At 71.6% G+C, this 26,263-nt stretch carries 23 protein-coding genes, 1 tRNA gene and 1 pseudogene; 13 read left to right on the top strand and 12 right to left on the bottom strand.

Annotated features, from left to right (window positions below; translation table 11 throughout):
* Positions 1-525: 525 nt before the first annotated feature.
* Positions 526-1,707 (bottom strand): hypothetical protein, encoded by a 1,182-nt coding sequence (locus OG393_RS19275; protein WP_327375910.1) that lies wholly within the window; start codon positions 1,705-1,707, stop codon positions 526-528.
* A 145-nt stretch (positions 1,708-1,852) separates the two neighbouring features.
* Between OG393_RS19275 and OG393_RS19270 the strand changes: the two genes are divergently transcribed.
* A complete protein-coding gene (locus OG393_RS19270; protein ID WP_327375909.1) occupies positions 1,853-2,203 on the top strand; it encodes a transposase in 351 nt (116 codons plus the stop codon).
* A gap of 281 nt (positions 2,204-2,484) precedes the next feature.
* Positions 2,485-2,933, top strand: a pseudogene (locus tag OG393_RS19265) (IS1380 family transposase); the annotation flags it as partial.
* 285 nt (positions 2,934-3,218) lie between these two features.
* Here the strand turns inward: OG393_RS19265 and OG393_RS19260 are convergent.
* The 7 genes from OG393_RS19260 to galU form a co-directional block, all read right to left on the bottom strand.
* Positions 3,219-3,292, bottom strand: a tRNA-Ala gene (locus OG393_RS19260).
* A 74-nt stretch (positions 3,293-3,366) separates the two neighbouring features.
* Positions 3,367-4,425: a divisome protein SepX/GlpR gene (gene sepX / locus OG393_RS19255; RefSeq protein WP_327375908.1), complete on the bottom strand. Its 1,059-nt coding sequence runs from the start codon at positions 4,423-4,425 to the stop codon at positions 3,367-3,369.
* Positions 4,426-4,578: 153 nt separating this feature from the next.
* On the bottom strand, positions 4,579-5,202 hold the full coding sequence (locus OG393_RS19250) for a GNAT family N-acetyltransferase (RefSeq protein WP_327375907.1): 624 nt from the start codon (positions 5,200-5,202) through the stop codon (positions 4,579-4,581).
* Positions 5,199-5,867, bottom strand: a complete 669-nt coding sequence (locus OG393_RS19245; RefSeq protein ID WP_327375906.1) for a MogA/MoaB family molybdenum cofactor biosynthesis protein — start codon at positions 5,865-5,867, stop codon at positions 5,199-5,201. The genes OG393_RS19250 and OG393_RS19245 overlap by 4 nt, the downstream gene beginning before the upstream one ends.
* Positions 5,864-6,367 (bottom strand): cyclic pyranopterin monophosphate synthase MoaC, encoded by a 504-nt coding sequence (moaC, locus tag OG393_RS19240; protein ID WP_327375905.1) that lies wholly within the window; start codon positions 6,365-6,367, stop codon positions 5,864-5,866. The genes OG393_RS19245 and moaC overlap by 4 nt, the downstream gene beginning before the upstream one ends.
* Before the next feature lie 57 nt (positions 6,368-6,424).
* A complete protein-coding gene (gene glp / locus OG393_RS19235) occupies positions 6,425-7,750 on the bottom strand; it encodes a molybdotransferase-like divisome protein Glp (protein ID WP_327375904.1) in 1,326 nt (441 codons plus the stop codon).
* 4 nt (positions 7,751-7,754) lie between these two features.
* Complete coding sequence (gene galU, locus OG393_RS19230; protein WP_327375903.1) at positions 7,755-8,657, bottom strand: UTP--glucose-1-phosphate uridylyltransferase GalU; 903 nt, start codon at positions 8,655-8,657, stop codon at positions 7,755-7,757.
* 105 nt (positions 8,658-8,762) lie between these two features.
* On the opposite strand from galU, the gene OG393_RS19225 reads away from it, so the two are divergent.
* Positions 8,763-9,431: a 5-formyltetrahydrofolate cyclo-ligase gene (locus OG393_RS19225; RefSeq protein WP_327375902.1), complete on the top strand. Its 669-nt coding sequence runs from the start codon at positions 8,763-8,765 to the stop codon at positions 9,429-9,431.
* Positions 9,432-9,457: 26 nt separating this feature from the next.
* Here the strand turns inward: OG393_RS19225 and OG393_RS19220 are convergent, their stop codons facing one another.
* On the bottom strand, positions 9,458-12,178 hold the full coding sequence (locus OG393_RS19220) for a penicillin acylase family protein (protein WP_327375901.1): 2,721 nt from the start codon (positions 12,176-12,178) through the stop codon (positions 9,458-9,460).
* A 214-nt stretch (positions 12,179-12,392) separates the two neighbouring features.
* On the opposite strand from OG393_RS19220, the gene OG393_RS19215 reads away from it, so the two are divergent.
* From OG393_RS19215 to OG393_RS19190, 6 genes are all read left to right on the top strand, one after another.
* Entirely contained in the window at positions 12,393-13,994 is a 1,602-nt protein-coding gene (locus OG393_RS19215; RefSeq protein WP_327378475.1) for a potassium/proton antiporter, read from the top strand.
* 243 nt (positions 13,995-14,237) lie between these two features.
* Positions 14,238-15,566, top strand: coding sequence for an MFS transporter (locus OG393_RS19210; RefSeq protein WP_442817326.1), 1,329 nt, complete (start codon positions 14,238-14,240; stop codon positions 15,564-15,566).
* Positions 15,567-15,634: 68 nt separating this feature from the next.
* On the top strand, positions 15,635-15,967 hold the full coding sequence (locus OG393_RS19205) for an FmdB family zinc ribbon protein (protein WP_327375900.1): 333 nt from the start codon (positions 15,635-15,637) through the stop codon (positions 15,965-15,967).
* An 86-nt stretch (positions 15,968-16,053) separates the two neighbouring features.
* The gene (locus OG393_RS19200) at positions 16,054-16,905 is read left to right on the top strand and encodes an S-methyl-5'-thioadenosine phosphorylase (RefSeq protein WP_327375899.1); all 852 of its coding nucleotides are present in this window, start codon (positions 16,054-16,056) and stop codon (positions 16,903-16,905) included.
* A gap of 439 nt (positions 16,906-17,344) precedes the next feature.
* Positions 17,345-17,803 (top strand): RcpC/CpaB family pilus assembly protein, encoded by a 459-nt coding sequence (locus OG393_RS19195; RefSeq protein WP_327375898.1) that lies wholly within the window; start codon positions 17,345-17,347, stop codon positions 17,801-17,803.
* Positions 17,804-17,914: 111 nt separating this feature from the next.
* Positions 17,915-18,421, top strand: coding sequence for an MscL family protein (locus OG393_RS19190; protein ID WP_327375897.1), 507 nt, complete (start codon positions 17,915-17,917; stop codon positions 18,419-18,421).
* Positions 18,422-18,487: 66 nt separating this feature from the next.
* On the opposite strand, the gene OG393_RS19185 is transcribed toward OG393_RS19190, so the two are convergent.
* A complete protein-coding gene (locus OG393_RS19185) occupies positions 18,488-18,700 on the bottom strand; it encodes a hypothetical protein (RefSeq protein WP_327375896.1) in 213 nt (70 codons plus the stop codon).
* 117 nt (positions 18,701-18,817) lie between these two features.
* Between OG393_RS19185 and OG393_RS19180 the strand changes: the two genes are divergently transcribed.
* The 3 genes from OG393_RS19180 (at position 18,818) to OG393_RS19170 (ending at position 22,151) form a co-directional block, all read left to right on the top strand.
* The gene (locus OG393_RS19180) at positions 18,818-19,996 is read left to right on the top strand and encodes a low temperature requirement protein A (protein ID WP_327375895.1); all 1,179 of its coding nucleotides are present in this window, start codon (positions 18,818-18,820) and stop codon (positions 19,994-19,996) included.
* Positions 19,997-20,099: 103 nt separating this feature from the next.
* On the top strand, positions 20,100-21,152 hold the full coding sequence (locus tag OG393_RS19175) for a P1 family peptidase (RefSeq protein ID WP_327375894.1): 1,053 nt from the start codon (positions 20,100-20,102) through the stop codon (positions 21,150-21,152).
* 222 nt (positions 21,153-21,374) lie between these two features.
* Positions 21,375-22,151 (top strand): DUF6227 family protein, encoded by a 777-nt coding sequence (locus OG393_RS19170; RefSeq protein WP_327375893.1) that lies wholly within the window; start codon positions 21,375-21,377, stop codon positions 22,149-22,151.
* 148 nt (positions 22,152-22,299) lie between these two features.
* Here OG393_RS19170 and OG393_RS19165 read toward each other — a convergent pair whose 3' ends face one another.
* The gene (locus tag OG393_RS19165; RefSeq protein WP_327375892.1) at positions 22,300-23,409 is read right to left on the bottom strand and encodes a glycosyltransferase; all 1,110 of its coding nucleotides are present in this window, start codon (positions 23,407-23,409) and stop codon (positions 22,300-22,302) included.
* A 233-nt stretch (positions 23,410-23,642) separates the two neighbouring features.
* Positions 23,643-25,211, bottom strand: a complete 1,569-nt coding sequence (locus OG393_RS19160; protein ID WP_327375891.1) for an MFS transporter — start codon at positions 25,209-25,211, stop codon at positions 23,643-23,645.
* A gap of 62 nt (positions 25,212-25,273) precedes the next feature.
* Between OG393_RS19160 and OG393_RS19155 the strand changes: the two genes are divergently transcribed.
* Positions 25,274-26,233, top strand: coding sequence for a helix-turn-helix transcriptional regulator (locus tag OG393_RS19155; RefSeq protein ID WP_327375890.1), 960 nt, complete (start codon positions 25,274-25,276; stop codon positions 26,231-26,233).
* The last annotated feature ends 30 nt before the right edge of the window (positions 26,234-26,263 follow it).

Here is a 26,263-nt window from a genome sequence, read left to right as displayed (position 1 = left end):
TGGGACGAGTCAAAGGCCGTCGTGCGTGCGTGCCCCGCCACCACCGCCTCGCGAAGACCGACCCCCAGCACGAGCCCGCCGCAGACACCTCGCAGCACGCCGCCCCGCCGATTGCCAGCGCGACGGCGTGGACGAGACACTCGAATCAGCCATCAGTGTCCGCTCTCGCGCCGGACCCGCCTACGGGCGGGTCGTCAGTCGCTGACCATCGAGAAGCCGATCACCACACACAGTCACCGTGACCTGGCTGGGAGCAAGGCCAGAAGCCGTATCTCACATCAACCCGCCCCCCGAACAGGCATCGAACGATCCCCGAAACGACGAAGATCGTTTCCCACCTCTCCGAGGTCCAGGCTTCCTCAGCTGTCAGAGGACGCACGGCGTGATCCCAGCGGCCTCCACAGCTCGTCTCGGAACCTGATAGTGATCAACCCGGCAACGGAATGCGGAACCGGCCCGTCATCGAGAACGAAGCGGGGCAGGGAAGCAACACCCTCCCTGCCCCGCCATGCCGCCACGTGCTGGTCAGCCCTGTGGAATGGCATCCAGAATGCGCTGGGGAACGACCCATACGGTTCCGGCCGGACCGGTGATCCCGGCCTTCTTGCCGTCGAGCATTCGCCAAACCGTCGACGAGTCACGCGCCTTGAGCAGGGTGCCGTCCGCGAACCGGGTCGGAAGGGCGTCCCAGACCCGGTCGGGGACGGTCCACATCGGCTTGTCCCCGAACCCGGACGCGATCAGCTCCTCCATCGACGCGAACGGCACCTTCGCCCCTCCGATGATCCCTGCCTGTGACGTGGCACTGGCCTTCTTCACCCGCGTACCGTCCGCGATCTGGCGGGGGAGCGCGTCCCACACCCGGACCGGGACGACCTGGCGAGGCTTGGCGCCGTATCCGGCGTCGTTACGTTCGGCTTCCGTGTGGAAGTCCACCCTCGCACCACCGACGACCGCGGCCTCCGACGACCACCCGCTCTTCGCGATGCGCGTGCCGTCCGCGATCCTCGTCGTCATCGCGTCCCACACCCGGGCCGGGATGTACTGGAGCATGACGCCGCCGTATCCGGCGTCGTTACGTTCGGCTTCCGTGTGGAAGTCCACCCTCGCGCCACCGACGACCGCGGCCTCCGACGACCACCCCGCCTTCTTCAGCCGGGTGCCGTCCTCGATCTTGGTCGTGAGCGCTTCCCACACGCGGTCGGGGACGGTCCACATCCGCTTGTCCCCGAACCCGCAGGCGATCAGCTCGTCCATCGACGCGAACGGCACCTTGGCGCCCCCGACGATGCCGGCCTGCGACGCGGCACCGGCCTTCTTCACCCGCGTACCGTCCCCGATCCGGTCGGGGATCAGGCTGAACGCCCGGGCGGGGAGCGCGCGGACCTTCGAGCCCCAGTCGGTACCGAAGCCGGAGTCGATGACCTCCTGAGGCGAGGAGAAGTTGACCCGCGCGCCACCGATGATCGCCGCGACGGGAGAATTCCCGCCGGTCCCCTGAACCAGCGTGCCGTCGTCCGGCACGTCGGCACGGATCATGTTGAATGCGCGCGTGGGCACCGTCCGGACCTTCGAGGCCCAGTCGGTACCGAAGCCGGAGTCGATGACCTCCTGAGGCGAGGAGAAATTGATCCGCGCGCCACCCAGCATCATCGCCACAGGCGTCGGTACGCCGTTCGCGATGCCCTGGATAAGCGAGCCTTCCATTGCCCGACGCGGCTGTGCGACATCTACAAGCCGTGGGGGAACTCGGCATTGTCAATCTCCTGGAAACGTAGAGACCTTCCCTATGCGGCCAGGTGACCATCCCCTCGTAGCGTGGAGCCCGTGATTGCAGGGGAAGTTGGGGTTCATGGGGTCCAAGAAGAAGCCGCCGTACGACGCCGAGTTCCGTGAGGGCGCGGTGCGCATCGTGGTCGAGACCGGGAAGCCGGTCGGCGACGTGGCCGAGGAGCTCGGGATCAACCCGGGCACGCCGCACAGCTGGGTGTCGCGGTGGCGGCGCAACGGGACGACGTCCTCGGACCGGCCCGTACAACCGACAGCCGCCAGTGGCGGTGGCGGTCGGGTGCGGGAGGCCGAGCGGGCCGAGCTGGAGCGGCTGCGCCGGGAGATCGGGGAGAAGAACAAGCGGATCCGGGAGCTGGAGATGGAGCGTGATGTCTTCAAGCGATGCATGGGTGCGCCACGAAGTTCTGTGTGACCGAGTGGTGGTGAAAGACCACTACCGCCGGGCCGTCGCAGCGGTCCGGTAGAAGCTGGGGGCAGTCCGACCCGGGGGATGCCGGGGAGGGCGGGAAGCAGCCCCGACAACGACGGGACGCGCCGGTACTGCCAGACGGTGCGGGTCCGGCAAGCGAGGCCAGAAGGTGTACGTGAGGAACCTGCGGTTAACCTCGCCGTTTCACTTGGGGACGACTGGCTGTGGGGCGGAAACGCGAAAGTGCCTTCCTGACCTGGAACGATGAACCTTGCTGAGGGGTTCTGTCGGTCCAGGCGGAGGGCACTTTCTACGTGCGGGCTATCGGGTTGCGTCCAGGGTTCAGGTCAGTGCCGATGGTTCGGGGGTGGTCGGTCATGCCGGGGCACGGTTGCTGGCTGATCTCGCTGATGCCACCGGGCTCACCGCCGCGTACTTCACCGCGCTCAGGCCGCTCCGGCCGCGCGGGACCGGGCATGATCCGGGCCGGATCGCCACCGATTTGGCGGTGATGCTCGCCGACGGCGGCGAGGCCAATACGGATCTGGCCGTGCCGCGGGACCAGGCAGGGGTGTTCGGCCCGGTCGCCTCCACGCCCACGGCCTGGCGGTTGCTCGCCGACACCGACGAGGCCGCACTCGCTTCGCTGAGAGCGGCCCGCGCCACGGCCCGGGAAGTCGCCTGGATGCATGAAGTCGCCCCCACCGCCGGACCTGCCGCACGGCCACCCGACGCGGCCGGCCTGCCTCCACCCAAGGGTCCGGAGATCTGCACGACCACCTGAGACCTCAGCACCACAAGCGGGGATCACACGCGCCCACCGACGGCCCCAAAACGCCAGACGCACCGGAATCACCCCGAAACTTCAGGCCGACGACCGCCAGACACCCGTCCCCAGCATCGACCTCGTTCGGACGCACCTCGAACAGACCCAGGAAACGCCGAGATCCCGCCCGATCAATCAGATCGGACGGGATCTCGTGAACTCTCCCTGAGCGAACTCAAGAACAGTCGCTTGTGGACCTGTGGGGATTTGAACCCCAGACCCCCTCGATGCGAACGAGGTGCGCTACCAGACTGCGCCACAGGCCCTTGCGACGTGTGAAACATTAGCACCCCGATCGGGATACTCGGAAATCCGCTCCCCGCAGGTCAGTCGACGGGTCTCATTCGTTGGCGGCGCGCGGGCGGTCCTCGTCCGCGTACTGGTCGAAGAGCGGGGTACGGCCGTGGTCGCGGGCGCCGCGCTGGGGGGTGCCGCGGCGGCGGGGGGACGGGGCGGCGGCCGGGGCGGGGTCCGCGGCCGTGGAGGAGCGGGCGGCGCTCCAGGTGTCCGGGTCCGTGATGTCGATCCCGCTCGTGGCGCGAGGCGCGACCGGGGCGGTGACGTAGGTGGGGAGTGGCACCGGGACCGGTTCCCAGCTGTCCCCCCGGGCCGGGCCGCGCTCGCGCTGCTGGTCCACCCACTCCGCGTGGTCGGTCTGCTCGACGAGCGCGCGGCGGCCGGCCTCCTGCGGGGAGAGCTCGGGTGAGGGCGCCGGTTCCGGGTGGCTCGACTCGTCGTCGGCGGAGGACGCCGACGACGAGGAGGACGTGGGCTGCCGGCGCTGCGGCCGGCTCTCGCGGAGCCGGGCCGCCGCCGCCTCGGCGCGGCGGCGGTCCATCACGTAGACGAAACGCCGCCGCTCCTGCACCCGCAGATGCACGATGTACGTGCTCAGCAGCACCGCGGGGACGGCCGGCGCCCACAGGAACGTGAGGCCGCCCACGGCAGCGACGACCGCGCCGAGGGTGAAGGCGAGGAAGAGGACGACGGTGGTGCGCCGGCGCCGTGCGAGCACCTTGCTCCGGCGGGCCCGCTCGGCCGACGTCTTCGAGGGCCGGCGGGGGGCCGGCGCGGGGGCCGGGGCCGGGAGTTCGAGCCGGGCTTCCGTCCTGGCCGGAGGCGCGGAAAAGGCCCGGACGTCGACCGAGCTCAAATGCTCCGTCTCGGCGTCCGGGTCGACGTCGGGTTCCGCGTGGTCCGCCGTACGGTCCCGGTCCTTCAGCTCCTTGGCGTACCGGCGCTCCATGCCCGCCCGTCCGGAAAGCAGCCGGATGGCGGTGCTGAAGCGTTCCGTCGGACGAGCCTCGTTCAGCTCGTCCTGCCTGCGGAGCCACATCGGTACCAAGTAGGCGGCCCAGGCCCCGACGATGACTGCGTAGATGAGGCCGCTGCTGCTCACGCCTCTCACCGTAGAGGGGTTCAGGTGAGGGCATCGGCCAATTGGCCCGGTGTGTCGCACGATCTGGCTGATATCACTGAACTTTTTTGTGATTGTTCGGATCGATTGGCGACCGACCGTCGATCGACCGTCGAGAGAATTCGAACATCTATTTCATTGTGCGGGGTGGGGCGGTCGCGCCCGGTGCCAGCGCCGCAGCAGCCCCTCCGGGACCTCTTCCACCGTGAGCGCGAAGACGAGATGGTCCCGCCAGGCGCCGTCGATGTGGAGATAGCGGGGGCGCACACCCTCCTCGCGGAATCCCAGTTTCTCCACGACCCTCCGGGAAGGGCCGTTCTCGGGCCGAATACAGACTTCCATACGGTGCAGTCCCACCGTGCGGAAGCAGTGGTCGACGGCGAGCGCGACCGCCGTCGGCATGACGCCCCGGCCGGCCACGGCGCTGTCCACCCAGTAGCCGACGTGACCGGAGCACATCGATCCCCAGGTGATGCCGGCCACAGTGAGCTGGCCCACCAGCTCGCCTCGGTACTCGATCACGAACGGCAGCATCCGCCCCGCGTTCGCCTCCGCCCTCAGGTGGCGGACCATCTGGCGGTAGGTGGGCCGCTGCGCGACCGGGGCGCCGGGGGCGTACGGCGGTACCGTCGCCTCCCAGGGGCGCAGCCAGTCGCGGTTGCGGCGGTTCACCTCGCGCCAGGTCCGCTGGTCGCGGAGTTTTATCGGGCGGAGTACGACGTCTCCGTCGACGAGGACCACCGGCCAGGACGGGATCATGATCCTTGTCCCGGGCCGGGTCGGGGATGGTCACCGCCGCGGATCTGGTCGACGGCGTGGACGAGGAGTTCCTCCAGGACGGCCAGGCCGTCGCGGACACCGCCGGTGGAGCCGGGCAGGTTCACGATCAGGGTGCCTCCGGCGACTCCGGCGAGTCCCCGGGAGAGCGCGGCGGTGGGAACGTTCCGGCGTCCGTGGGCGCGGATCGCCTCGGGGATGCCGGGGATCTCCCGTTCCAGGAGCGGCCGGGTGGCCTCGGGTGTGGCGTCGGTGGGCGAGATGCCCGTGCCGCCGGTGGTGAGGATGACGTCGTAGCCGGCCGCGGCACCGGCCCGCAGGGCCGCCGCGACGGGCTCGCCGTCCGGGACGACCTGAGGTCCGTCGACGGCGAAACCCATCCGGGTGAGGCCCTCGACGAGCAGCGGGCCGCCCCGGTCCTCGTACACGCCGGCCGCCGCGCGGTTGGAGGCGGTGACGACCAGTGCCGCGTACGGGGCCGTGAGCGCGCCCCCGAGGCCGTCCTTCGCGCGGGGGTCCGGGTGGGCGGTGTGCCCTTCCCCTGCCGGGGACTCGCCGGGCCCGCCGGGGGAACGGTGCGGTCCGTCGTGGCCGTGGTGCGGCTCCGGCACACGGCCCGCACGCACCCGCGGGGCGGCGGCCGTCATGCCGGTTCCTCCGCCCCGAGGCCGGTCCTCGACCAGGTGCCCGACTTGCCGCCGGTCTTCTCCTCCACTCGCACGTCGGAGATGACCGCGCCCTTGTCGACCGCCTTGACCATGTCGACGACGGTCAGCGCGGCCACCGAGACGGCGGTCAGGGCCTCCATCTCGACGCCTGTGCGGTCCGTGGTCTTCACGGTCGCGAGGATCTCGACGGCGTCGTCCGCGACCCTCAGGTCGAGCGTGACGCCGGAGACGGACAGCGGGTGGCAGAGCGGGATGAGGTCGGGGGTCTTCTTCGCGCCCATGATCCCCGCGATCCGGGCCGTGGCGAGCGCGTCGCCCTTGGGCACGCCTTCGCCCCGCAGCAGTTCGATCACGCGCGGCGCCACGAGGACACGGCCGCTGGCGCGTGCGGTCCGCGCGGTGACGTCCTTCGCGGAGACGTCGACCATGCGGGCCGCACCCGCCTCGTCGATGTGCGTGAGTCCTTGCTGCGTGCTCATGGCCGTGACACTCCCGGTCGCTGTGTGGGACGACACGGTACCGCCACCAGGGCCTCCTCAGCCGAGGAGGACCACTTCCAGTGTGCTGCCCGGCTCCACCGACGTGGCGTCCTCGGGCACGACGAGCAGGGCGTCGGCGTGCGCGAGCGCGGCGATCAGGTGGGAGCCGGAGCCACCCACCGGAGTGACCGTGCCGGACCGGGCGTCGTACGTCGCGCGCAGGAACTGGCGGCGACCGGCCGGGGAGGTCAGCGCCTTGTCGGCGACGACCTCGGCCCGCACCCGCGGGCGGTGCAGCTCGCGGAGGCCCATCAGGGTCCGGATCACGGGACGTACGAACAGCTCGAAGGAGACGTACGAGGAGACCGGGTTGCCGGGCAGGGCGAGCAGCGGGGTCTGCTCGGGGCCGACCGTGCCGAAGCCCTGCGGTTTGCCCGGCTGCATGGCCAGCTTGCGGAAGTCGACCTGGCCGTCGGCGCTCAGTGCCTCCTTGACGACGTCGTACGCTCCGACGCTCACGCCTCCCGTGGTGACCAGCAGGTCGGCACGGATCAGCTGGTCCTCGATGGTGGCGCGGAGCGTCTCGGCGTCGTCGGTGACGGCGCCGACGCGGTAGGCGAGCGCGCCGGCGTCGCGGGCCGCGGCGGCGAGCGCGAAGCTGTTGGAGTCGTAGATCTCCCCCTCGCCCAGCGCCTCGCCGGGCTGGACCAGCTCGCTGCCGGTGGACATCACGACCACCCGGGGGCGGGGCCGGACCCGGACGGTGCCGCGGCCGATCGCGGCCAGCAGTCCGATCTGCGGCGGGCCGAGGACCGTGCCGGCCGCCAGGGCCAGGTCGCCGGCCCGGACGTCGCTGCCCCGGGCACGCACATGGGCGCGGGCCTCGGCGGAGCGGTGGACCCGGACCTGACCCCGCGCGCCTTCGGGGGCGTCGCTCGCGGCGCGCATGCCGCCGGCCGCTCCGCCGCCACCGCCGCCGTCGGTCCACTCGACCGGCACGACGGCCTCGGCGCCGGGCGGCAGCGGGGCGCCGGTCATGATCCGGGCGGCCTGGCCGGGGCCGACCTCGGGCAGGCTCCGGGCTCCGGCCGCCACGTCGCCGATCACGGTCAGGACGGCCGGGAACTCCTCGGAGGCCCCGGCGACGTCCGCGACGCGCACCGCGTATCCGTCCATCGAGCTGTTGTCGAACGGCGGCAGCGCGACGGGCACCGTGACGTCCTCGACCAGGACACAGCCCTGGGCGTCGGGCAGCTGCAGCTCGATCGGCTCGAGCGGCGAGACCGCCGCGAGGACGTCCTCCAGGTGTGCGTCCACGGACCACAGATCACGGGACGGACCCGTGCAGGGGTCACCGGGCGACGCTGCCGTACTGCTGCTCACGGTGTTACAACTCCTTGTCGACGTAACTGCGCAGCCAGGTCCGGAAGTCCGGGCCCAGGTCCTCACGTTCGCACGCGAGCCTGACGATGGCACGCAGGTAGTCCCCCCGGTCGCCGGTGTCGTACCGGCGGCCCTTGAAGACGACTCCGTGCACCGGGCCGCCGGCCTTCTCGTCCATGGCGAGCTTCTGCAGGGCGTCGGTCAGCTGGATCTCACCGCCGCGGCCCGGCTCGGTCTCCCGCAGTATCCCGAACACGGCGGGGTCCAGCACATAGCGTCCGATGATCGCGTAGTTGCTGGGCGCCTCCGACGGGTCGGGCTTCTCCACCAGGTTCGTCACCTTGACGACGTCGGAGTCGGCGGTGGGCTCGACCGCGGCGCAGCCGTAGAGGCCGATCTGCGAGGGCTCGACCTCCATCAGGGCGATGACGCTGCCGCCCTCGCGTTCCCGTACCTCGACCATGCGGGCGAGCAGCGGGTCGCGCGGGTCGATCAGGTCGTCGCCGAGGAGGACGGCGAAGGGCTGCTCGCCGACGTGCGGAGCGGCGCACAGAACGGCGTGACCGAGGCCGCGCGGGTCGCCCTGACGGACGTAGTGCATGGTGGCGAGTTCGTTGGACTCCCGGACCTTGGAGAGGCGTTCGGCGTCTCCCTTGCGGGTCAGCGCCTCCTCCAGCTCGTAGTTCCGGTCGAAGTGGTCCTCCAGGGGACGCTTGTTGCGTCCGGTGATCATCAGGACGTCGGAGAGTCCGGCTTCCACGGCCTCTTCGACGACGTACTGGATCGCCGGTTTGTCGACGACCGGAAGCATCTCCTTCGGCGTCGCCTTGGTGGCCGGGAGGAACCGGGTGCCGAGGCCCGCGGCCGGGATGACAGCCTTGTTGATCCTGGGGAGCGACTGAGTCATGCGGAGCACCTTAGCCGTTGGGTATGAGAGGAAGATGTGACTCCCATTGACTTCCTCCGTATAAAGACGCGTACGAGAGGTTCGTGAATGCAGGGTGAGGCCACAGTGACCGTTGAACCATCCGGTGATCCGTCCACCGGCCCCTCCGCCGGATCTTCCGCCGGGGCGACCGCCGGGTCCTCCGGCGATCCGTCCGAGAAGTCCGCGGTGCGCCGCGAACTCCTCGCCGCCCGTGCCACGCTGGACGCCCGGGACGTCGGGGCCGCGGCGGAGCGGATCGCCGTGACCGCGCTGGAGCTGGCCGAGATGGCGCGGGCGTCGACCGTCGCCGCCTATGTGTCCGTGGGGCGCGAGCCCGGCACGCGCGCCCTGCTCGACGTGCTGCGGGCACGGGGCGTCCGGGTCCTGCTGCCGGTCCTGCTGCCCGACAACGACCTCGACTGGGCCGTGTACGAGGGCGGGGAGGGCCTGGCGAAGGCGGGCCGGGGTCTCCTGGAGCCGACGGGGCCGCGCCTCGGGCCGGACGCCGTGTGCGATGCGGACGTGGTGCTGCTGCCCGGCTTGGCCGTCGACGGGCGGGGGATGCGGCTCGGCCGCGGCGGCGGCTCCTACGACCGGGTGCTCGCCCGGCTCGGGCGGGCCGGCGCGCATCCGGCGCTGGTGGTGCTCCTCTACGCGCACGAGGTGGTCGCGCGGGTCCCGGAGGAACCGCACGACCACCCCGTGCACGCGGTGGTGACCCCGGCGGGGGTCAGCCGTTTCGAACCGGCCTGAGAGCCTGCCCGGCGGCCCCGGCTCGGCTATGGCTTCAGGACCAGGGTGTCCTGTGTCGAGGCGTCGACCGCGGCCTTTCCGAAGGACCAGTCGAGCAGCTCTCCCTTGGCCCACTTGTCGGTCTGGTCGGTGTAGTTGCCGTGGTACGCGTGTCCCGAGGCGCCGCTCAGGTTGATCCAGCGGGACTTGTCCCAGTCTCCGACGTTGACGACCATCCGCATCGAGGGGACCCAGACGACCTTGTAGCCGCCGGCCGCGTTCCAGCCGGTCGCGTCGACCGCCGCCTCGCCGCCGCCCAGGTTCCACGGGCCGCGGTTGAGCAGTGTCCGGACGAAGCCGGGTCCTGCGGTGCCGAGAGTCTGGTTCTGCAGGGTCAGCTGGTGCAGGCGGCCCCAGCTCCAGGTGGAGACGTCCTTGCCGAGCTTGGCCGTCAGCTCCCAGCGGGCGTCCTTCATCGCCCGGGCGAGCAGCTGGTCACGGGTCTCGGTGGCCTGGTCGGTGCGGTTGGCCTCGGTCTTCCACCAGGCGCTGTCCTCCTGCTTCAGCAGGGGGCGGACGACCTCGTACCAGCGGTCCCCGCCATCGGGCTGCGCGGAGTCACCGTCGCGCTGGCCGCACTCCCGGACGAGCTTGTTCTGCTCGTCGGCCGGGCCGGTGAAGTCCGCCGGGCGGACGTTGATGCAGTCGCCCTCGGCGCGGAGCTCCTTGGGCAGCTTGTCGCCGAAGGCGAGCTTGAGGAGGTTGCGCCAGACCGCGTTGAAGTACGCGGCGGCGGCCGAGTCGGAGTCCTGCGTGTAGTCCCAGCCCTCCAGCAGCTTCTGCGCCTCGCGGACGTAGGGGTCCGAGATGTCGATCTTCAGCAGCAGCGGGTTCAGCAGGGTGGCGATCTCGCTGCGGTTGTCCATCTGCATGGTCCGCATGTCGTCGGGCGAGATCTTGCCGCCGTCCTTGGTCTTCGCCTCGATGAGGTCGTTGATCCGCTGGCTGCGCGAGCCGTAGCCCCAGTCCTTCGTCAGGAGGTGGGGGTACTTGTCCGCGTCGACCACGGCCTGGTTGGCGGTGACGATGTAGCCGCGCTTGGGGTTCTTCTCGTAGGGCAGTTCGTCGTAGGGGATGTAGTCCTTCCACGCGTACGAGGAGTCCCATCCGGGGGCCGGCAGGGTGCCGTCGCCCTTCGCGCGCCGCGGGATCTTGCCGGGTGCCTGGTAGCCGATGTTCTCGGCGTCGGCGTAGATCAGGTTCTGCGAGGGGACCTCGAAGTGCTCGGCCGCGGCACGGAACTGCTCGAAGTTCTGCGCGCGGTTGAGCTCGAACACCGCGTCCATGGACTTGCCGGGCTGCAGCGCGGTCCACTGGAGGGAGACGCCGTAGCCGTTGCCCCGGTCGGGGGCGGCGTTGCCGACGGGGGCCTTCCGGCCGACCTTCTCCAGTTCGGAGGAGCGGTCGGAGACGAGCGGACCGTGCCCGGTCGAACGGACCGTGATCTTCCGGCTTCCGCCGCCCGCGATCTTGATGATCTCCTCGCGGGTGGTGAACGCCTTGGTCTTGCCGTCCACGAGGAATCCGGCGTCGCTGATCTTCTCCAGGTAGAGGTCGCTGACGTCGGCGCCGAGGTTGGTGAAGCCCCAGGCGATGGTGTCGTTGTGGCCGATGATCACGCCGGGCATACCGGAGAAGGTGTAGCCGGCGACGTCGTAGCGGCAGGTCGCGGAGACGGAACGGCAGTGCAGGCCCATCTGGTACCAGAGGGACGGCAGCATCGGCGCCAGGTGCGGGTCGTTGGCCAGCAGCGGCTTGCCGGAGGTCGTGTACGCGCCCGAGACGACCCAGGAGTTCGATCCGATGCCGTTGCCGTTCGGGCCGAGCAGCGCCGGGATCTCGTCGAGCGAGTCGGAGAGGGCGCCGAGCTGGGACTGCATGCCCCGCAGCGCGCCGCCGACCGGGTTCGTGGTCGAGCCGTCGGCGTCCGAGGCGGTGCCCGCGGGGTCGAAGGCGCCCTTGTCCTCGTCGACGGCGCCGCTCTGGACGATCGGCTGGTGGAGGTCGTACGGGTAGCTCGGGTAGAGGTCCTTGATCTGCCGCGTGGTCAGCCGGCTCGTCATCAGCGAGCGGTCGATCTCGTCCTGCATGTTGCCGCGCAGGTCCCAGGCCATCGCCTTGAGCCAGGCCACCGAGTCGACCGGCGTCCAGGGCTCGATGGTGTAGTCGTTGGTGAAGGCCAGCGCCGCGTACTCGACCGAGATGCCGGAGGGGCTCCGGCCCTTGAGGTAGGCGTTGACGCCCTCCGCGTACGCCTGGAGGTTCTTCTTCGTCTCCGGCGACAGGAGCTTGTCGTACTCCTGCTGCGCGACATGACGCCAGCCCAGCGTGCGGAGGAAGGCGTCGGTGTCGACCTGGCTCTTGCCGAACATCTCGGACAGACGGCCCGACGTCATGTGCCGTCGTACGTCCATCTCGTAGAAGCGGTCCTGGGCCTGGACGAAGCCCTGGGCGCGGAAGAGGTCGGCCTCGGTGTCCGCGTAGATCTGCGGAACCCCGTAGGCGTCCCGCTTGACCTCGACCTGCCCGGAGAGGCTGTCGAGCCGGATCGTGCCGGTCGTCTGCGGGAACGAGGCCCGGACGGTGCTGACGCCCCAGTAACCGCCGTAACCGAAGCCCGCGACCAGCGCAAGGACCAGGACGAAGACGATCAGGCGGGCGCGGCGCCCCCTCTTCTTGGCGGGAGGCGCGGTCGTGTTGGAGGGCATCGCTGTCCTTCGAGGGGCAGGGTGGTCCTGGAGTACGGGAGCAACCTTAGGCGCAGCGCCTCACCCGCCTGGACGCGGTGCCGGTAAGCGGAGCGCACTGGTGAACGAACGAAGCGCGGAGCGGCGTCAAGAAAGCGTTAAAGATTAGGTAAGGTAACGAAGTGTCGGTTGCGGGAGGAACGATCCGGCCGCACGTGAGGGGAAGGAACGGCCACTGACTGTCCACCAGCTCAACGAGCTCCTGCTCATCTGCTCGCTCGTGCTGCTCATCGCCGTCGCGGCGGTACGGATCTCGTCCCGGAGCGGGCTCCCCAGCCTGCTGCTGTACCTCGGGATCGGGGTCGCCATAGGGCAGGACGGGATCGGCAACGTCGCGTTCGACAACGCCGAGCTGACCCAGGTGATCGGCTATGCCGCACTCGTGGTGATCCTGGCCGAGGGCGGCCTGGGCACGAAGTGGAAGGAGATCAAACCCGCGTTGCCCGCGGCGGTCGTGCTGTCGACCGTCGGCATCGCGGTGAGCGTGGGGGTCACGGCCTCGGCCGCGCACTACCTCGTCGGCCTGGAATGGCGCCAGGCCCTGATCATCGGCGCGGTCGTCTCCTCCACGGACGCCGCCGCCGTCTTCTCCGTGCTGCGCAAGGTGCCGCTTCCCGCGCGGGTCACCGGAGTCCTCGAGGCCGAGTCCGGATTCAACGACGCCCCGGTGGTCATCCTCGTCGTCGCCTTCTCGGCGGTCGGCCCCGTCGACGCCTGGTACGTCCTGGTCGGCACGATCGCCCTGGAACTCGCCATCGGCGCGGCCATCGGCCTGGCGGTCGGCTTCCTCGGCGCCTACGGCCTGCGCCATGTCGCCCTGCCCGCCTCCGGCCTCTACCCGATCGCCGTCATGGCGATCGCGGTGGTGGCGTACGCGGCCGGCGCCATGGCGCACGGCTCGGGCTTCCTCGCCGTCTACCTGGCCTCGATGGTCCTGGGCAACGCCAGGCTGCCGCACGCGCCGGCCAACCGCGGCTTCGCCGAGGGACTCGGCTGGATCGCCCAGATCGGCATGTTCGTCCTGCTCGGGCTGCTGGTGACGCCGTCCAAGCTGCTCGCCGACTTCTGGCCCGCGGTGATCATCGGACTGGTCCTGACGGTGGTGGCCCGGCCCCTGGAGGTCCTCCTCAGCCTGTTGCCGTTCCGCATCCCCTGGCAGGAGCAGGCCCTGATGTCCTGGGCCGGCCTGCGCGGAGCCGTCCCCATCATCCTCGCCACGATCCCGATGGTGTCCGGGATCGCGGGCAGTGAGCGCATCTTCAACATCGTCTTCGTGCTCGTCGTCGTCTACACGCTGGTCCAGGGGCCGACGCTGCCCTGGCTCGCGCGGGCCCTCAAGCTCGGGGACTCCTCGGAGGCGGCCGACCTCGGGGTCGAGTCCGCCCCCCTGGAGCGGCTGCGCGGACACCTGCTCTCGGTCGCGATCCCGGAGGGCTCCAAGATGCACGGCGTGGAGGTGGCGGAGCTGCGACTGCCCGCCGGGGCCGCCGTCACGCTCGTCGTACGGGACGACAGGAGTTTCGTGCCGGGGCCGACGACGGTGCTGCGCCGCGGCGACGAGCTGCTCGTGGTCGCCACCGATCCGGTGCGGGACACCGCCGAGCGGCGGCTGCGGGCGGTCGGGCAGGGCGGCAAGCTGGCCGGCTGGCTGGGAACGGGCGGCGCGACCGCGGTCTCCGGGCACCGCGGCTCCGGGCACCGGATCACCGGCCGGCAGGGTTTCGGCCGCCGGGACGCGGCGCACGGCGACGCCGAGCACAAGCGAACATCTGGTTGATCGCAGGCGCCGATTGCCCGAGCCGGGAGTTTCCCAGGCAGGCACCCGCCGCTCCCTGTATCATGAAGGCACACTTGATCGAACCAACTCTGCCTGACGCAGAGCTGGCGCGACCGTATGGCGGCCGTGGCCCCCTCCGCAGTGGGGCACGGCATCTACCGCAGTTCCGCGCATGAGGACAGCTCTCGGCGACCCGCACCACCGTGCTCGGGGGCGCTACCAGGCGGCGGAAAGGCAAGGGCCGTGGCATCCACGGTCACTTCTGACGCGCCTGTGCCCACCGAGGCGACCGGCGAAACCGGCGGGAAGGCCGGTTACGGGCGGCTTCTCCGCACCCCCGGAGCCCTGTCCTTCCTGCTGCCCGGATTCGCCGCGCGGCAGCCGTTCGCGATGCTGACCATCGGCATCGTCCTGCTCGTCCAGCACACCAGCGGCTCCTACGGCAGCGCGGGCGCCGTCGCCGCCGTCACCGGCGTCTCCATGGCGCTGTTCGCTCCGCAGAGCGGCAAGCTGGCGGACCGCTTCGGCCAGCGTGCCGTGCTGGTCCCCGGCGTGCTCGTCCACACCTTCTCCGTCTCCCTGCTGGTCGTCCTGGCCCTGGCGGGCGCCCCGCTGTGGGGACTCTTCCTGGCGGCCGTCCCGGCCGGCGCCTCCGTCCCGCAGGTCGGCCCCATGGTCCGGGCCCGTTGGGCCGCCGTCCTCGGCTCCGGCTCCCCCGGCGGCAGCGGGGCACGGCTGCTGCCGACGGCCGCGGCCTTCGAGTCGGTCACCGACGAGTTCACCTTCGTCGTCGGCCCCGTGCTCGCCACCGCGCTGTGCACCGGCGTCCACCCGGCGGCCGGCCTGATCGCCGAGGCCGCCCTGACCCTCTTCGGCGGCCTGTTCTTCGCCGCCCAGCGGCGCACCCAGCCCGCCCACGGGCTGATCGCGGCGGCCTCCGCCGGGCCCCGCGTCTCGGCCCTGTCCATCCCCGGCGTCCGTGTCCTGGCCGTCGCCTTCCTGGGGATCGGCTCGGTCTTCGGCGGCATGCAGGTCTCGCTGACCGCGTTCTCCGAGGAGATCGGCAACCCCGGCGCAAACGGCCTGCTGTACGGGACCTTCGCCGCGGGCAACATGCTCGCGGGCATCGCGACGGGGGCCGTGGCCTGGAAGACCGGCCCGCGCAAGCGCCTGCTGCTGGGCTACACGGGGCTGACCGTGGCGGCCTCGTTGCTGTGGTCCGCGCACTCCGTGCTCCTGCTCGGCGCGCTCGGCCTCGTCGTCGGCCTGTGCATCGCCCCGGCCCTGATCACCGGCTACACCATCGTCGAGACGCTCGTCCCGGCGACCGCCCGCACCGAGGCATTCACCTGGCTCACGGGCGCGGTCGCACTGGGCCAGGCCGCCGCCGTCACGGTCGCCGGCCGGCTCGCCGACGCACACGGCGCGAGCACCGGATTCCTGGTGCCGCTGGGGGGCACGGCGCTGGCGCTCGTCACCCTGGTGGCCCTGCGCTCGCGGCTGAGGCCCCGGGTGCCGGGACGGGTGACCGCGCGTGGTATCGGTCACCGAGTGCCGGTGACGGTGGACTGAACCCGCGGAATAGGTCACTATGGATCGTCGTTAGCACTCGATGAGTGTGAGTGCCAGGAGGAAGACAAGTGCCGACCTACCAGTACCAGTGCACCGAGTGCGGCGAGGGCCTCGAGGCGGTGCAGAAGTTCACCGATGACGCGCTGACCGAGTGCCCCGGCTGCCAGGGGCGCCTGAAGAAGGTGTTCTCCGCCGTCGGCATCGTCTTCAAGGGTTCCGGCTTCTACCGGAACGACAGCCGCGGCTCGTCGTCCAGCAGCTCGCCGGCCGCCTCGAAGTCGCCCTCGGCGAACACGTCGTCCGCCTCGCCCTCGTCGTCCGACGCGAAGCCCGCCGCTTCGTCGAGCACGTCCTCGGGCTCCGGCTCGTCCGGCGCGTCGAGCACAAGCTCGGCCGCCTGAGCCGGATCCGGCCCCGTACTCACGAAAGCCCTGCCGCGCACCGCGGCGGGGCTTTCGCCCTGTCGCCGGCAGTTAATCTGACCTTCATGGCGACCAAGGCTTTCGCGGATATCGGCGTGATCGGCGGCTCCGGCTTCTACTCCTTCCTGGAGGACGTGACGGAGGTGTCCGTGGACACCCCGTACGGCAACCCGAGCGACTCCCTCTTCCTCGGCGAGATCGCCGACCGGCGGGTGGCGTTCCTGCCCCGGCACGGCCGCGGCCACACACTGCCGCCACACCGGATCAACTACCGCGCCAACCTGTGGGCACTGCGCTCCCTCGGCGTACGACAGGTGCTCGGGCCGTGCGCGGTGGGCGGACTGCGCGAGGAGTACGGTCCGGGGACCCTGGTCGTCCCGGACCAGCTCGTCGACCGGACGAAGACACGGGCGCAGACCTACTTCGACGGGGAGCCGCTCCCGACGGCCTGGGGCGGCGCCACACCGAACGTCGTGCACACCACGTTCGCCGACCCCTACTGCCCCGACGGCCGGCGGGTGGCCCTGAAGGCGGCACGCGGGAAGGGCTGGGAGCCGGTGGACGGCGGCACGATGGTCGTGGTGGAGGGGCCGAGGTTCTCGACACGGGCGGAGTCCCGCTGGCACGCGGCAGCCGGCTGGTCGGTCGTCGGGATGACCGGACACCCGGAGGCCGTCCTCGCCCGTGAACTGGGACTCTGCTACACCTCGCTGGCGCTGGTCACCGACCTGGACGCGGGCGCGGAGACCGGCGAGGGCGTCTCCCACACGGAGGTGCTCCGGGTGTTCGGCGCGAACGTCGGCCGACTGCGCGAGGTCCTCTTCGACGCGGTGGGGGCGCTGCCGGACACGGCGGACCGGGACTGCCTGTGCACCCATGCGCACGACGGCTGGGACCTGGGGATCGAACTGCCGTAAAGCGCCCGAGGGGGTGAGGGAGTTGTCCACAGGCGGCGGGCCGTCCACAGGCCGGAGCGGGATTCCGGCGGAGACGGGACGGTGGACGTTCCCCGGACGGTCCGGGGAACTCGACGCCTGACGGGTGGTGCCCACCATGACGCCTTCGCCTTCCTCCCCCTCGGCCGCTTCCCCCCATGCCGCTTCTCCCTCGGCCGCTCCCCCTCCCTTCGCCGCCTTCCCCCCCTCCGATTCCTCGACCGCGCCCTCGCCCTCGGGCCCGGTGGCTCCGTACACGGCGCCACCCCCGCCCTTCCCGGCCGCGCCGTACCCGGCGGTCTCTTCGCCGCCTCCTCCCTCTCCGGCGTACCCGTCCCCTCTCACCTTCTCCGCCGTTCCCGAGACCCGCGGGGTACCGCACTTCGAACCGCTCCGGGTCCGAGGGCGGGGGCGGCTGCGCGTGCGGCGCCTGCTGCGGCGCGGGCGCGGGACACCGTCCGGGGTGCTCGCCCTGGCGGCGGCGGCGCTCGCGGTCAGCGGGGCGACCGGGGCGGGGGCGGGGGCGGTGCCCGCCGGACCGCCGACGCCGCACGCCCCGCCCGCGCAGCGGAAACCGCCCGCGGTGCGGTTGGTGTCGGCTCCGGTACGGATCGCGGACGCGGCGACGGTACGGCTACTGCGCCCGGGAGACCGGGTGGACGTGATCGCCGCGCCGCCCGGCCCGCACCAGGACGGCGAGGCGCGGGTCGTCGCCACGGGCGTGCGGGTCGCCGAGGTCCCCCGCCCGGGGCCGGACAGGGATGGTGGCCCGGACGCCACGGGGCGCGGGGCGCTGGTCGTGCTGTCCGTCCCCCGGCCGACGGCGACCGCCCTGGCGGGCGCCGGGATGTCGTCCCCACTGGCGGTGATCCTGTGCTGATTCGCACTGACGATCTGTCAAGTAACCGATACGTGTGTACGGATTGGACCTTTTCGCGCCGATCGCGGCGTAATGGCAACACCCCCCACACATACGGCGAAAGGCATCCGGGTGAGCCCGAAGAACGAAAGCGTGCTGGCTGGCTTCAAGGCCTTCCTGACACGCGGCAACGTGATCGATCTGGCGGTCGCGGTGGTCGTGGGCGCCGCGTTCACGAACATCGTGAACGCGGTGGTCAGGGGTGTCATCAACCCGCTGGTCGGCGCCTTCGGGACGAAGGACCTGGAGAGCTACTCGTCCTGTCTCAAGGGCCCCTGCGAGGTGGACGACGCCGGCAACGTGGTCTCCGGAATCCCGATCGCGTGGGGCCTGGTCCTCAGCGCCGTGCTGAGCTTCCTGATCACCGCGGCCGTCGTCTACTTCCTGATGGTCCTGCCGATGGCGAGGTTCCTCGCCAAGCGGGCCGCCCACGAGAAGGCGAAGGAAGGCGTCCAGGAGACGCTGGAGATCAGCGAACTGGAGGTGCTCAAGGAGATCCGCGACGCGCTGGTCGCCCAGCGTGGACCGAACTCGGGCCCGGAGGCCGGCGGCGCGGGGAGCCCGCCCAAGACGCTGTAGGCCGGGTAGTCCCCACCGATCCCGCGGGCCGGTCGCGCCCACCGCCCGAACCGGGCCGCGCCGGTGTCAGAGGTGGTGCGGCGGCTTCTCGTCGAGGAAGCGCGCGAGATCCGCGGCGCCGCCGCCACCTGCGGGCCGCTCGCCCCACCCGCGGTCCGTATCGTCCGCTGACTGCCGGTCCAGTGGATCGTCGAAGATCAGTGCCGGCCTGGGTCGGGAAGACGGTGCGTCGTCGGACTGCTTCGCGTCTCGCGGTCCGTGGGCGGGGGCGGTGCTCATGCTTTCAGGGTACGCCCGCGGGGCGGCCGGCGGCGGAGTGGACGCAAGGCGGGCCGCGGGCACGGCTCCGCGCGCCGTGGAAGCGGCGCAAGGCCGCGCTCTGGTGTCCTGGAGCACATGACGCAACCGTTCCTGCCGCTCATCGCGCGTTCCCGCGGCGAGTCCCACCGCGCCGCCACCCCGCTCGAGCTCTTCTTCGACCTCTGCTTCGTCGTCGCCGTCGCCCAGGCGGGCGCGGAACTCGTGCACGCGGTCGCCGGGGGCCACGCCGGGGAGGGGATCCTCGACTACGCGATGGTCTTCTTCGCGATCTGGTGGGCCTGGATGAACTTCACCTGGTTCGCCTCCGCCTACGACAACGACGACGTCCTCTACCGCGTCGTCACCTTCGTCCAGATCACCGGTGTCCTCATCCTGGCCGCCGGGATCTCGCGCGCCTTCGAGGACCACGACTTCTTCGTCGTCTGGTTGGGCTACGTCGTCATGCGGCTCGCGCTGGCCTCCCAGTGGCTGCGCGCGGCCCACCACGGCACGAGTCCCGCCGAGCGCGCGACCTGCCTTCGGTACGCGGGCGGGGTCGCCCTCTGCCAGGTCGGCTGGACCGCTCTCCTCTTCGCGCCCGAGCCCGCCCTGCCCTGGGTCTTCCTCGTCATGGCGATCGCCGAGATGGCCGTACCGGTGTACGCGGAGCGGAGGTCCCCGACGCACTGGCACCCCCACCACATCGCCGAACGCTACGGCCTGTTCACCATCATCGTCCTGGGCGAGACGATCGCGGCGTCCACCGTCGCCGTGAAGTCCGGGGTCAAGGAGAACGACGCCCTCGGCGAACTGCTCCCGATCGCCGCAGGCGGACTGCTCATCGTGTTCTCGGCATGGTGGATCTACTTCGTCGTCCCCGCTCACGACCGCCTCACCTCCAACCGCCAGGGCTTCCTGTGGGGCTACGGCCACTACCTGATCTTCGCCTCCGCCGCCGCCATCGGCGCCGGTATCGAGATCGCCGTGGAGCAGGCCGTGGGCGAGGCACACATCTCCAGGCTCGCCGCCTCCTCGGCGGTGACGATCCCGTCGGCGCTCTTCCTGCTCTGTGTCTGGGTCCTGCACGCCCGCTACTACAAGATCGGCATCGCCCAGCAACTCGTGCTGCCGGTATCGGCGTTCGCCCTGTTGATGTGCTCGTTCGCCGGCCATTGGGCGGTGCTCGCGGCCGGTCTGGTCGCGGCGGCGACGGTCGCCGTCGGCGTGACGCTGAGCACGCGCCGGCCCGCGACCGGCCCGGGAGAAGCCTCCTGAGCGACGAGGACCGCGGCACCGGAGCGGGGAGCGTCTTGGCCGGCCGGTGCCGCGGGTGCCCGGGGCTCGGCACGGAGCCGACCGGCGTGGTACCCAGGGAAACATGGCGAAGCGATCCGCACCGCACGACGCCCTCACGGACGTGGCCGGGCTACGCGTCGGCCACGCGCGCCTGGCGGGGCCGAACACCCTCAGCGGCACCACCGTCGTCCTCGCCCCCGAGGGTGGGGTGGTGGCGGCCGTGGACGTACGCGGGGGCGGCCCCGGCACCCGGGAGACGGACGCGCTCGACCCGCGCAACGTGGTCGAGCGGGTCGAGGCCGTGGTCCTGACCGGTGGCAGCGCCTACGGCCTGGAGTCGGCCGCCGGCGTGATGGCCTGGCTGGAGGAGCGGCACCGCGGCGTGCGGGTCGGTCCGGACCCCGCGCACGTCGTGCCGGTCGTTCCCGCCGCCTGTGTCTTCGACCTCGGACGGGGCGGGGACTTCCGGGCCCGCCCCGACGCCGGGACAGGCCGGGCCGCGGTGGAGGCCGCCGCGGCGACCGAGCCGCACGCGCGGGTGGAGACGGGAGCCGTCGGCGCGGGCACCGGAGCCGTCGTCGGCGGCCTCAGGGGCGGGGTCGGCACGGCCGGAACCCGCCTGGAGTCGGGCCTCACGGTCGGCGCCCTCGTCGTCGTCAACGCGGTCGGCTCGGCGGTCGATCCGGAGACCGGTGTCCTCTACGGCGCGTACCTCCAGGGCCGGCCGCACTACCCCGAACCGGCGGTGCACGAGGCGGCACGGCGCCGCCTCGCGGAGGCCCGCGCGACGAGCACCGCGCCGCCGCTGAACACCACGCTCGCGGTCGTCGCCACCGACGCCGCCCTCACCCGCGCGCAGGCCCAGAAGCTGGCGGGAACGGCGCACGACGGGATCGCCCGCGCGATCCGCCCCGTGCACCTGATGAACGACGGGGACACGGTCTTCGCTCTCGCGACCGGGGAGCGGGCGCTGCCTCCCGGGCCGGGGCCGCTCGCCCTCAACGACGTGCTGGCCGCGGGCGCGGACACGGTGACCCGGGCGATCGTCCAGGCGGTCCTCGCGACGACCGAGGGCTCCTCGGGTCCGGGGGGTACCTTTCCGGCCTACCGCGAGCTGTACGGGGACGGCGTTTGAGGGCCCGCCCCGGGCGTCTCCGCACCCCCTCGGAGACCAGCCGCCACGCTCGACTCCCTTGACACGCAGGGGAGTTACGCGATCCCCCGCGCAAGCCCCTCCAGGGGGGCGGGAACTTCCCCCGCGCGCCCTTCGTTTTGCCGAACCCCGGACACGGTGTCAGACCCAGGGGCTACGTTAAGCAAGCACCGAGTGACATGCGGCGACGGCCTGGAGACCCTCTTGAACGATCCGCAGGATCCTCACGATCCATACGAGACCACCGAGACGCACCTTGAGCGGCTCCTCGGACGGGCGCTCAACTCCTTCGATCTGCCCGACACCACGGTCGAGCGCCTGCAGACGGCGCTCGCCCACTCCAGCACGCTGTACTCCTCGCACCACAGCGCGTCGCTGCGTCGCGCCACCTACCGCCACGCGTATCTGCTCGCCGACGGCACCGCGCTCAGCCTGTGGGAGCTGGTGCACAACTCCGGCCGGGGCGGCAGCCGGCACCACGAGCTGTACGCGGAGGAGGGCGAGGCCCGGCTGGCCGCGTCCCGGCTGCCCACCGATACGGGGCCCGACCGCGACACGGAGCGCTCCGAGCGCCGGGGCTCCGACGAGGACGGTGAACTCGAGCTGCTGAGCGCGCTGTTGTCCCGGTCGATACCCGCGCGGCCCCGGGCGTACGCGCCGGACAACTCCGCGGACCACGCGCGCCGGGTGCTGCGAAGGGCGGAGAACGCGGACCGCCCGGACGAGGAGACGGCACGCCGGCTGCGGACGGCGTTCGCGCACCACATCACGCGGGCGTTCGGGCGCCGCTGCCCGGTGCGCAGCGGCCGGGACGCCGGTTTCACCCTCTACGAGCACGCGTTCCTGCTGATCGACGGCAGTGAGATGAGTCTGTGGGAGGTGGAGCACACGGCCACGCCCGACGGCCGCCACATGTGCGAGGTGTACGCCGACGAAGGCGCGGCGCGCCAGGCGATGGAGCACCGCGCGCGGGTCGGCTGACCTCGGACGCCCGCCCGGTCCACGGCCGGCACCCGTCTCCGGGTACTCCGGCGGCGGGTGCCGGGCCGGGGCCCGGCGGCCGGCCCACCGGGGCGTCAGCGCCCGCACGGGTGGCCTTCGACCGGTCGGAGGCCACCCGTGCGGGCGCTCAGACCCGCGACGGTGTGCTCGCGCGCCCGGCGGGGTGCGGGACGGGCGCGAGGCGCCGGACGGCGAACTCCCGGTGGGATCGGGTCTGCTCGCGGTACGGTTCCGGCAGGTCCGGCAGGGCGAGGAGCCGGTCGCAGGCGGCGAGCGCGCCGGTGAGGTCCCCGACCCAGGAGGCGGTGACCGAGAACTCGAACAGCAGGCCCCAGCGGTCCACCCAGGGCCGCATGAACAGCAGGTCGTCCGGCTGTTCCCGGTCCGGGAGCGTGGAGACCAGGGCGTGTGCCGTGTGCTGCCGGCTCATCGTGCGCAGTCGCGCGGCCAGTTCGTAGCAGGCGTCGAGGCGCTGCGGGCGGGTTTCCCAGGCGCGGGTGAAGGCGTCCATCGCCCCGGGCCGGTCGTCGGAGTCGGCCTTGAGGATGCCGCACTGGAGCAGCGCGTGGTAGACCTCCTCGCCCCAGCCGCCCATCCGGGCGCGGCGCTCGTAGAGGGCGATCGCCTCGGCGGTGCGGCCCATGTCGCGCATGGTCCGGGCGAGGTGGAAGACCGTGCGGGTGTTGCCGGGGTCGCGGTCGAGTTCGGCGCCGAGCAGTCGGGCGTCGCGGTCGAACTTGTCGTGGCGGGAGCCGCCGTCGGCGAAGTGCTCGATGACGAGCGCGTCGAGGTCCTCCTGGGCCTGGTGCCGGTCGGCGGTGAGGTACGCGTGGGTGACACCCTCGTAGCGCCAGGGGACGTCTCCCCTGACCAGGCGCTTGCTTCGGTACTCCAGGGTGCCGGCGTGCCGCAGCAGGTAGGCGTCGGCGGTCAGTTCGGGCAGGGCTCCGGCCCGGCGGATCACGTGGTCGGCGTCGAGGAGCAGCAGGTAGTCGGCCTTTTCGCGGGCGTGGGCGATGTTCAGGCTCCGGTTGTGGCCGAAGTTCGCCCAGGGCTCCTCGCGCAGCTCTCCGGGGATGCCGTCGAGCGTGTCGCGGATCAGGTCCTGCGTGCCGTCCGTGGAACCGGTGTCGGAGATGACCCAGGTGTCCACCAGGCCGCGGACGGAGGCGAGGCAGCGCTCGATGACTGCGGCCTCGTTCTTGACGATCATGCACAGGCAGAAGGACGGCTTCACGGCGACACCGCTTCCGGGGGAGGTCGGAGGCGACGCTACGCACGGGACCAGGCAGCCCGGGGGCGGCACGCCGACGACGTGCGGACATTTCGCCGTCACACGCCCCCTTTCCTGGTCGCCCCCGGCGGAGCGTGGTGCCGGGGCACCGGGGGTGCGACGAGACCGGGAGGGTGCGAAAGAGGTGTGGGCCCCGGGGGTGTACCCCCGGGGCCCACACCGCCCCACCACTCGCCTCAGTGCGTGAGCACCGGCCGGTCCTGCAGGCCGGAGCTCTCGTCGGAGCGTTCCCCGTGCTCGGGGACCCCCGTGGAGACGGCCGGCCCGCCCGGGTTCCCGTCGGCCTCGTCCCCCGCACCCTCCACGTGCTGCTTCGGCTTCGCCGGGAGCGCGAACATCACCAGGAAGATCGCGACGAGCACGGCGGCCACGCACCACAGGGCGTTCTGGAAGGCGCCCGCGTACGCCGTGCCGACCTGCTCCGGCAGCTCCCCCAGCCGTCGTTCGTCGATCGATCCGAAGAAGACCACGGAGACGAGGCCGAGCCCGAGGGCGTTGCCCATCTGCCCGGTCGTGTTGATCAGGCCGGAGGCCGAGCCCGCATGCTCACGCGGGACCTCGGAGAGCACGGCGTCGGTCAGCGGGGCCACGATCAGACCCATGCCCAGGCCCATCACGACCAGCGGCGGGATCATCTGCCAGGGGTGGATGCCGTCGCCGTAGCGGCCGGCCTCCCAGAGGTAGAACAGCACTCCGGCGACCATCGTCAGGGCGCCCGCCTGCAGTACCTTGCGGCCGAAGCGCGGCACCAGCTTCTGCACCGACATGCCGGCCGCCAGCGAGACGGAGACCGAGAACGGCACACCGGTCAGACCGGCCTTGATCGGGCTCCAGCCGAGCCCGATCTGCATGTAGAGCGTCCAGACCAGGAAGAAGATGCCGAGCACGACGCCGAAGGTCAGCTGCACGGCGATACCGGCGGCGAAGCTCTTCACCTTGAACAGCGACAGCTCGACCAGCGGCGATCCGTCCTTCCTCGTCTTGTACTTCTCGTAGGCGACGAGGGCGGCGAAGACGAGGACGCTGCCGGCCATGCAGAGGTGCCCCCACAGCGGCCAGCCCAGCTCGCGGCCGCGTGTGAGCGGGTAGACCAGCATCAGCAGCGCCAGCGTCACGAGCAGGACGCCGACGAGGTCGAGGCGGAGCGCCTTGGGTGCCTTGGACTCGGTGATGAACCTGCGGCCCAGGATCAGTCCCGCGATGCCGACCGGCAGGTTGATGAGGAAGATCGGCCGCCACTCCAGGCCGAAGAGGTTCCACTGGGTCAGCAGGGCACCGAGCAGCGGTCCGGAGACGGCGCCGAGCCCGATGACCGCGCCGAACATGCCGAAGACCTTGCCGCGCTCGTGCGCGGGGAAGGTGACGTGGATGATCGACAGGACCTGCGGGACCATCATCGCCGCCGCGGCGCCCTGGAGGAGGCGGGAGGCGACCAGCATCTCCGGGTTGGCGGCGAAGCCGCAGAGCGCCGAGGCGAGGGTGAAGCCGGCGGTGCCGAGGAGGAAGAGGCGCTTGCGGCCGTAGATGTCACCGAGTCGGCCACCGGTGATCAGACCGGCGGCGAACGCCAGTGCGTAGCCGGCGGTGATCCACTGGATCGCCCCGAACGAGGCGCCGAGACCGCGCTCGATGCTGGGGATCGCGATGTTGACGATCGTGGCGTCGACCAGGTCCATGAAGGCGGCGGTCATGACGATGGCGAGGGCGATCCAGCGCCTTCTGTCGGTGGCGTCGTGTGAACTCATACGAGAAAGTTAGAGGCCAAATAGGTCAGTACATGTCCTAGATGCACCGCATCCTGGAGGGCATGACGGACACTCCGGCACGACTTCTGAATCTGCTCTCCCTGCTTCAGACTCCGCGCGAATGGCCGGGCAGCGAGCTGGCGGCACGGCTCCTGGTCTCGGCGCGGACGATCCGGCGGGACGTCGACCGATTGCGGGAGCTGGGCTATCCCGTCGAGGCGACCAAGGGCGCGGTGGGCGGGTACCGCCTGGTCGCGGGTTCGGCGATGCCTCCGCTGCTCCTCGACGACGAGGAGGCGGTGGCGATCGCGGTCGGGCTGCGGGCGGGAGCGGGTCACGCGATCGAGGGCGTGGAGGAGGCGTCGGTACGGGCGCTGGCCAAGCTGGAGCAGGTGCTCCCGTCGCGGCTGCGGCACCGGGTCTCCACGCTGCAGAACGCGACGATCCCGCTGACACGCGGGGACGGCGCGACGGTCGCGCCGCAGACGCTGACGACGCTCGCGGGCGCGGTGACGGGTCAGGAACGACTGCGGTTCGGCTACCGGGCGGGCGACGGCACGGAGAGCCGGCGGCTGGTGGAGCCGTACCGGCTCGTGTCGACCGGCATGCGCTGGTACCTGGTGGCGTACGACCTGGGGCGCGAGGACTGGCGGACGTTCCGGGTGGACCGGGTGAGCGATCCCTTCGCGACGGGGGCCCGCTTCGGTCCGCGGGAGCTGCCGGAAGGGGGTGCGGTCGCGTACATGGCCCGGTCGATGGCGCGGACGGCGTCGGACCTCGCGCTGGACGTGGAGTTCGACGCTCCGGCGGACGTCGTGGCGGCACGCCTGCCCGCCCATCTCGCCCCGGAGTCCACCTCCCCGCGGACCTGTCGGCTCCGCGCCCGCTGCGCGGACTCGCTGGAATGGATCGCGCTGCGCCTGGCCCTGGTCGACTGCCCCTTCAGAATCCACGCCCCGGACCCGCTGATCACCCACGTGCGGGAACTCTCGGCCCGCCTGGGTGCGGCGACCGGGGCCTGAGAGCCTGGCTCTCAGGCGACCCGGAGCCCG

This window comes from Streptomyces sp. NBC_01216 (genome assembly GCF_035994945.1).
Classification (GTDB): Bacteria; Actinomycetota; Actinomycetes; order Streptomycetales; family Streptomycetaceae; genus Streptomyces.
The sequence above is the reverse complement of the archived record's forward strand: the minus strand, read 5'-3'. Positions and strand labels throughout refer to the sequence as shown.

Bases quoted from the DNA above. Each gene is read 5' to 3' on its own strand.
- OG393_RS19250 (WP_327375907.1), bottom strand. From the start codon at position 5,202: ATGATCCCGTCCTGGCCGGTGGTCCTCGTCGACGGAGACGTCGTACTC.
- OG393_RS19275 (WP_327375910.1), bottom strand. From the start codon at position 1,707: ATGGAAGGCTCGCTTATCCAGGGCATCGCGAACGGCGTACCGACGCCT.
- OG393_RS19185 (WP_327375896.1), bottom strand. From the start codon at position 18,700: ATGAGCACCGCCCCCGCCCACGGACCGCGAGACGCGAAGCAGTCCGAC.
- OG393_RS19200 (WP_327375899.1), top strand. From the start codon at position 16,054: ATGGCGACCAAGGCTTTCGCGGATATCGGCGTGATCGGCGGCTCCGGC.
- OG393_RS19270 (WP_327375909.1), top strand. From the start codon at position 1,853: ATGGGGTCCAAGAAGAAGCCGCCGTACGACGCCGAGTTCCGTGAGGGC.
- OG393_RS19160 (WP_327375891.1), bottom strand. From the start codon at position 25,211: ATGAGTTCACACGACGCCACCGACAGAAGGCGCTGGATCGCCCTCGCC.
- OG393_RS19180 (WP_327375895.1), top strand. From the start codon at position 18,818: ATGACGCAACCGTTCCTGCCGCTCATCGCGCGTTCCCGCGGCGAGTCC.
- moaC (WP_327375905.1), bottom strand. From the start codon at position 6,367: ATGAGCACGCAGCAAGGACTCACGCACATCGACGAGGCGGGTGCGGCC.
- OG393_RS19175 (WP_327375894.1), top strand. From the start codon at position 20,100: ATGGCGAAGCGATCCGCACCGCACGACGCCCTCACGGACGTGGCCGGG.
- OG393_RS19155 (WP_327375890.1), top strand. From the start codon at position 25,274: ATGACGGACACTCCGGCACGACTTCTGAATCTGCTCTCCCTGCTTCAG.
- OG393_RS19220 (WP_327375901.1), bottom strand. From the start codon at position 12,178: ATGCCCTCCAACACGACCGCGCCTCCCGCCAAGAAGAGGGGGCGCCGC.
- galU (WP_327375903.1), bottom strand. From the start codon at position 8,657: ATGACTCAGTCGCTCCCCAGGATCAACAAGGCTGTCATCCCGGCCGCG.
- OG393_RS19245 (WP_327375906.1), bottom strand. From the start codon at position 5,867: ATGACGGCCGCCGCCCCGCGGGTGCGTGCGGGCCGTGTGCCGGAGCCG.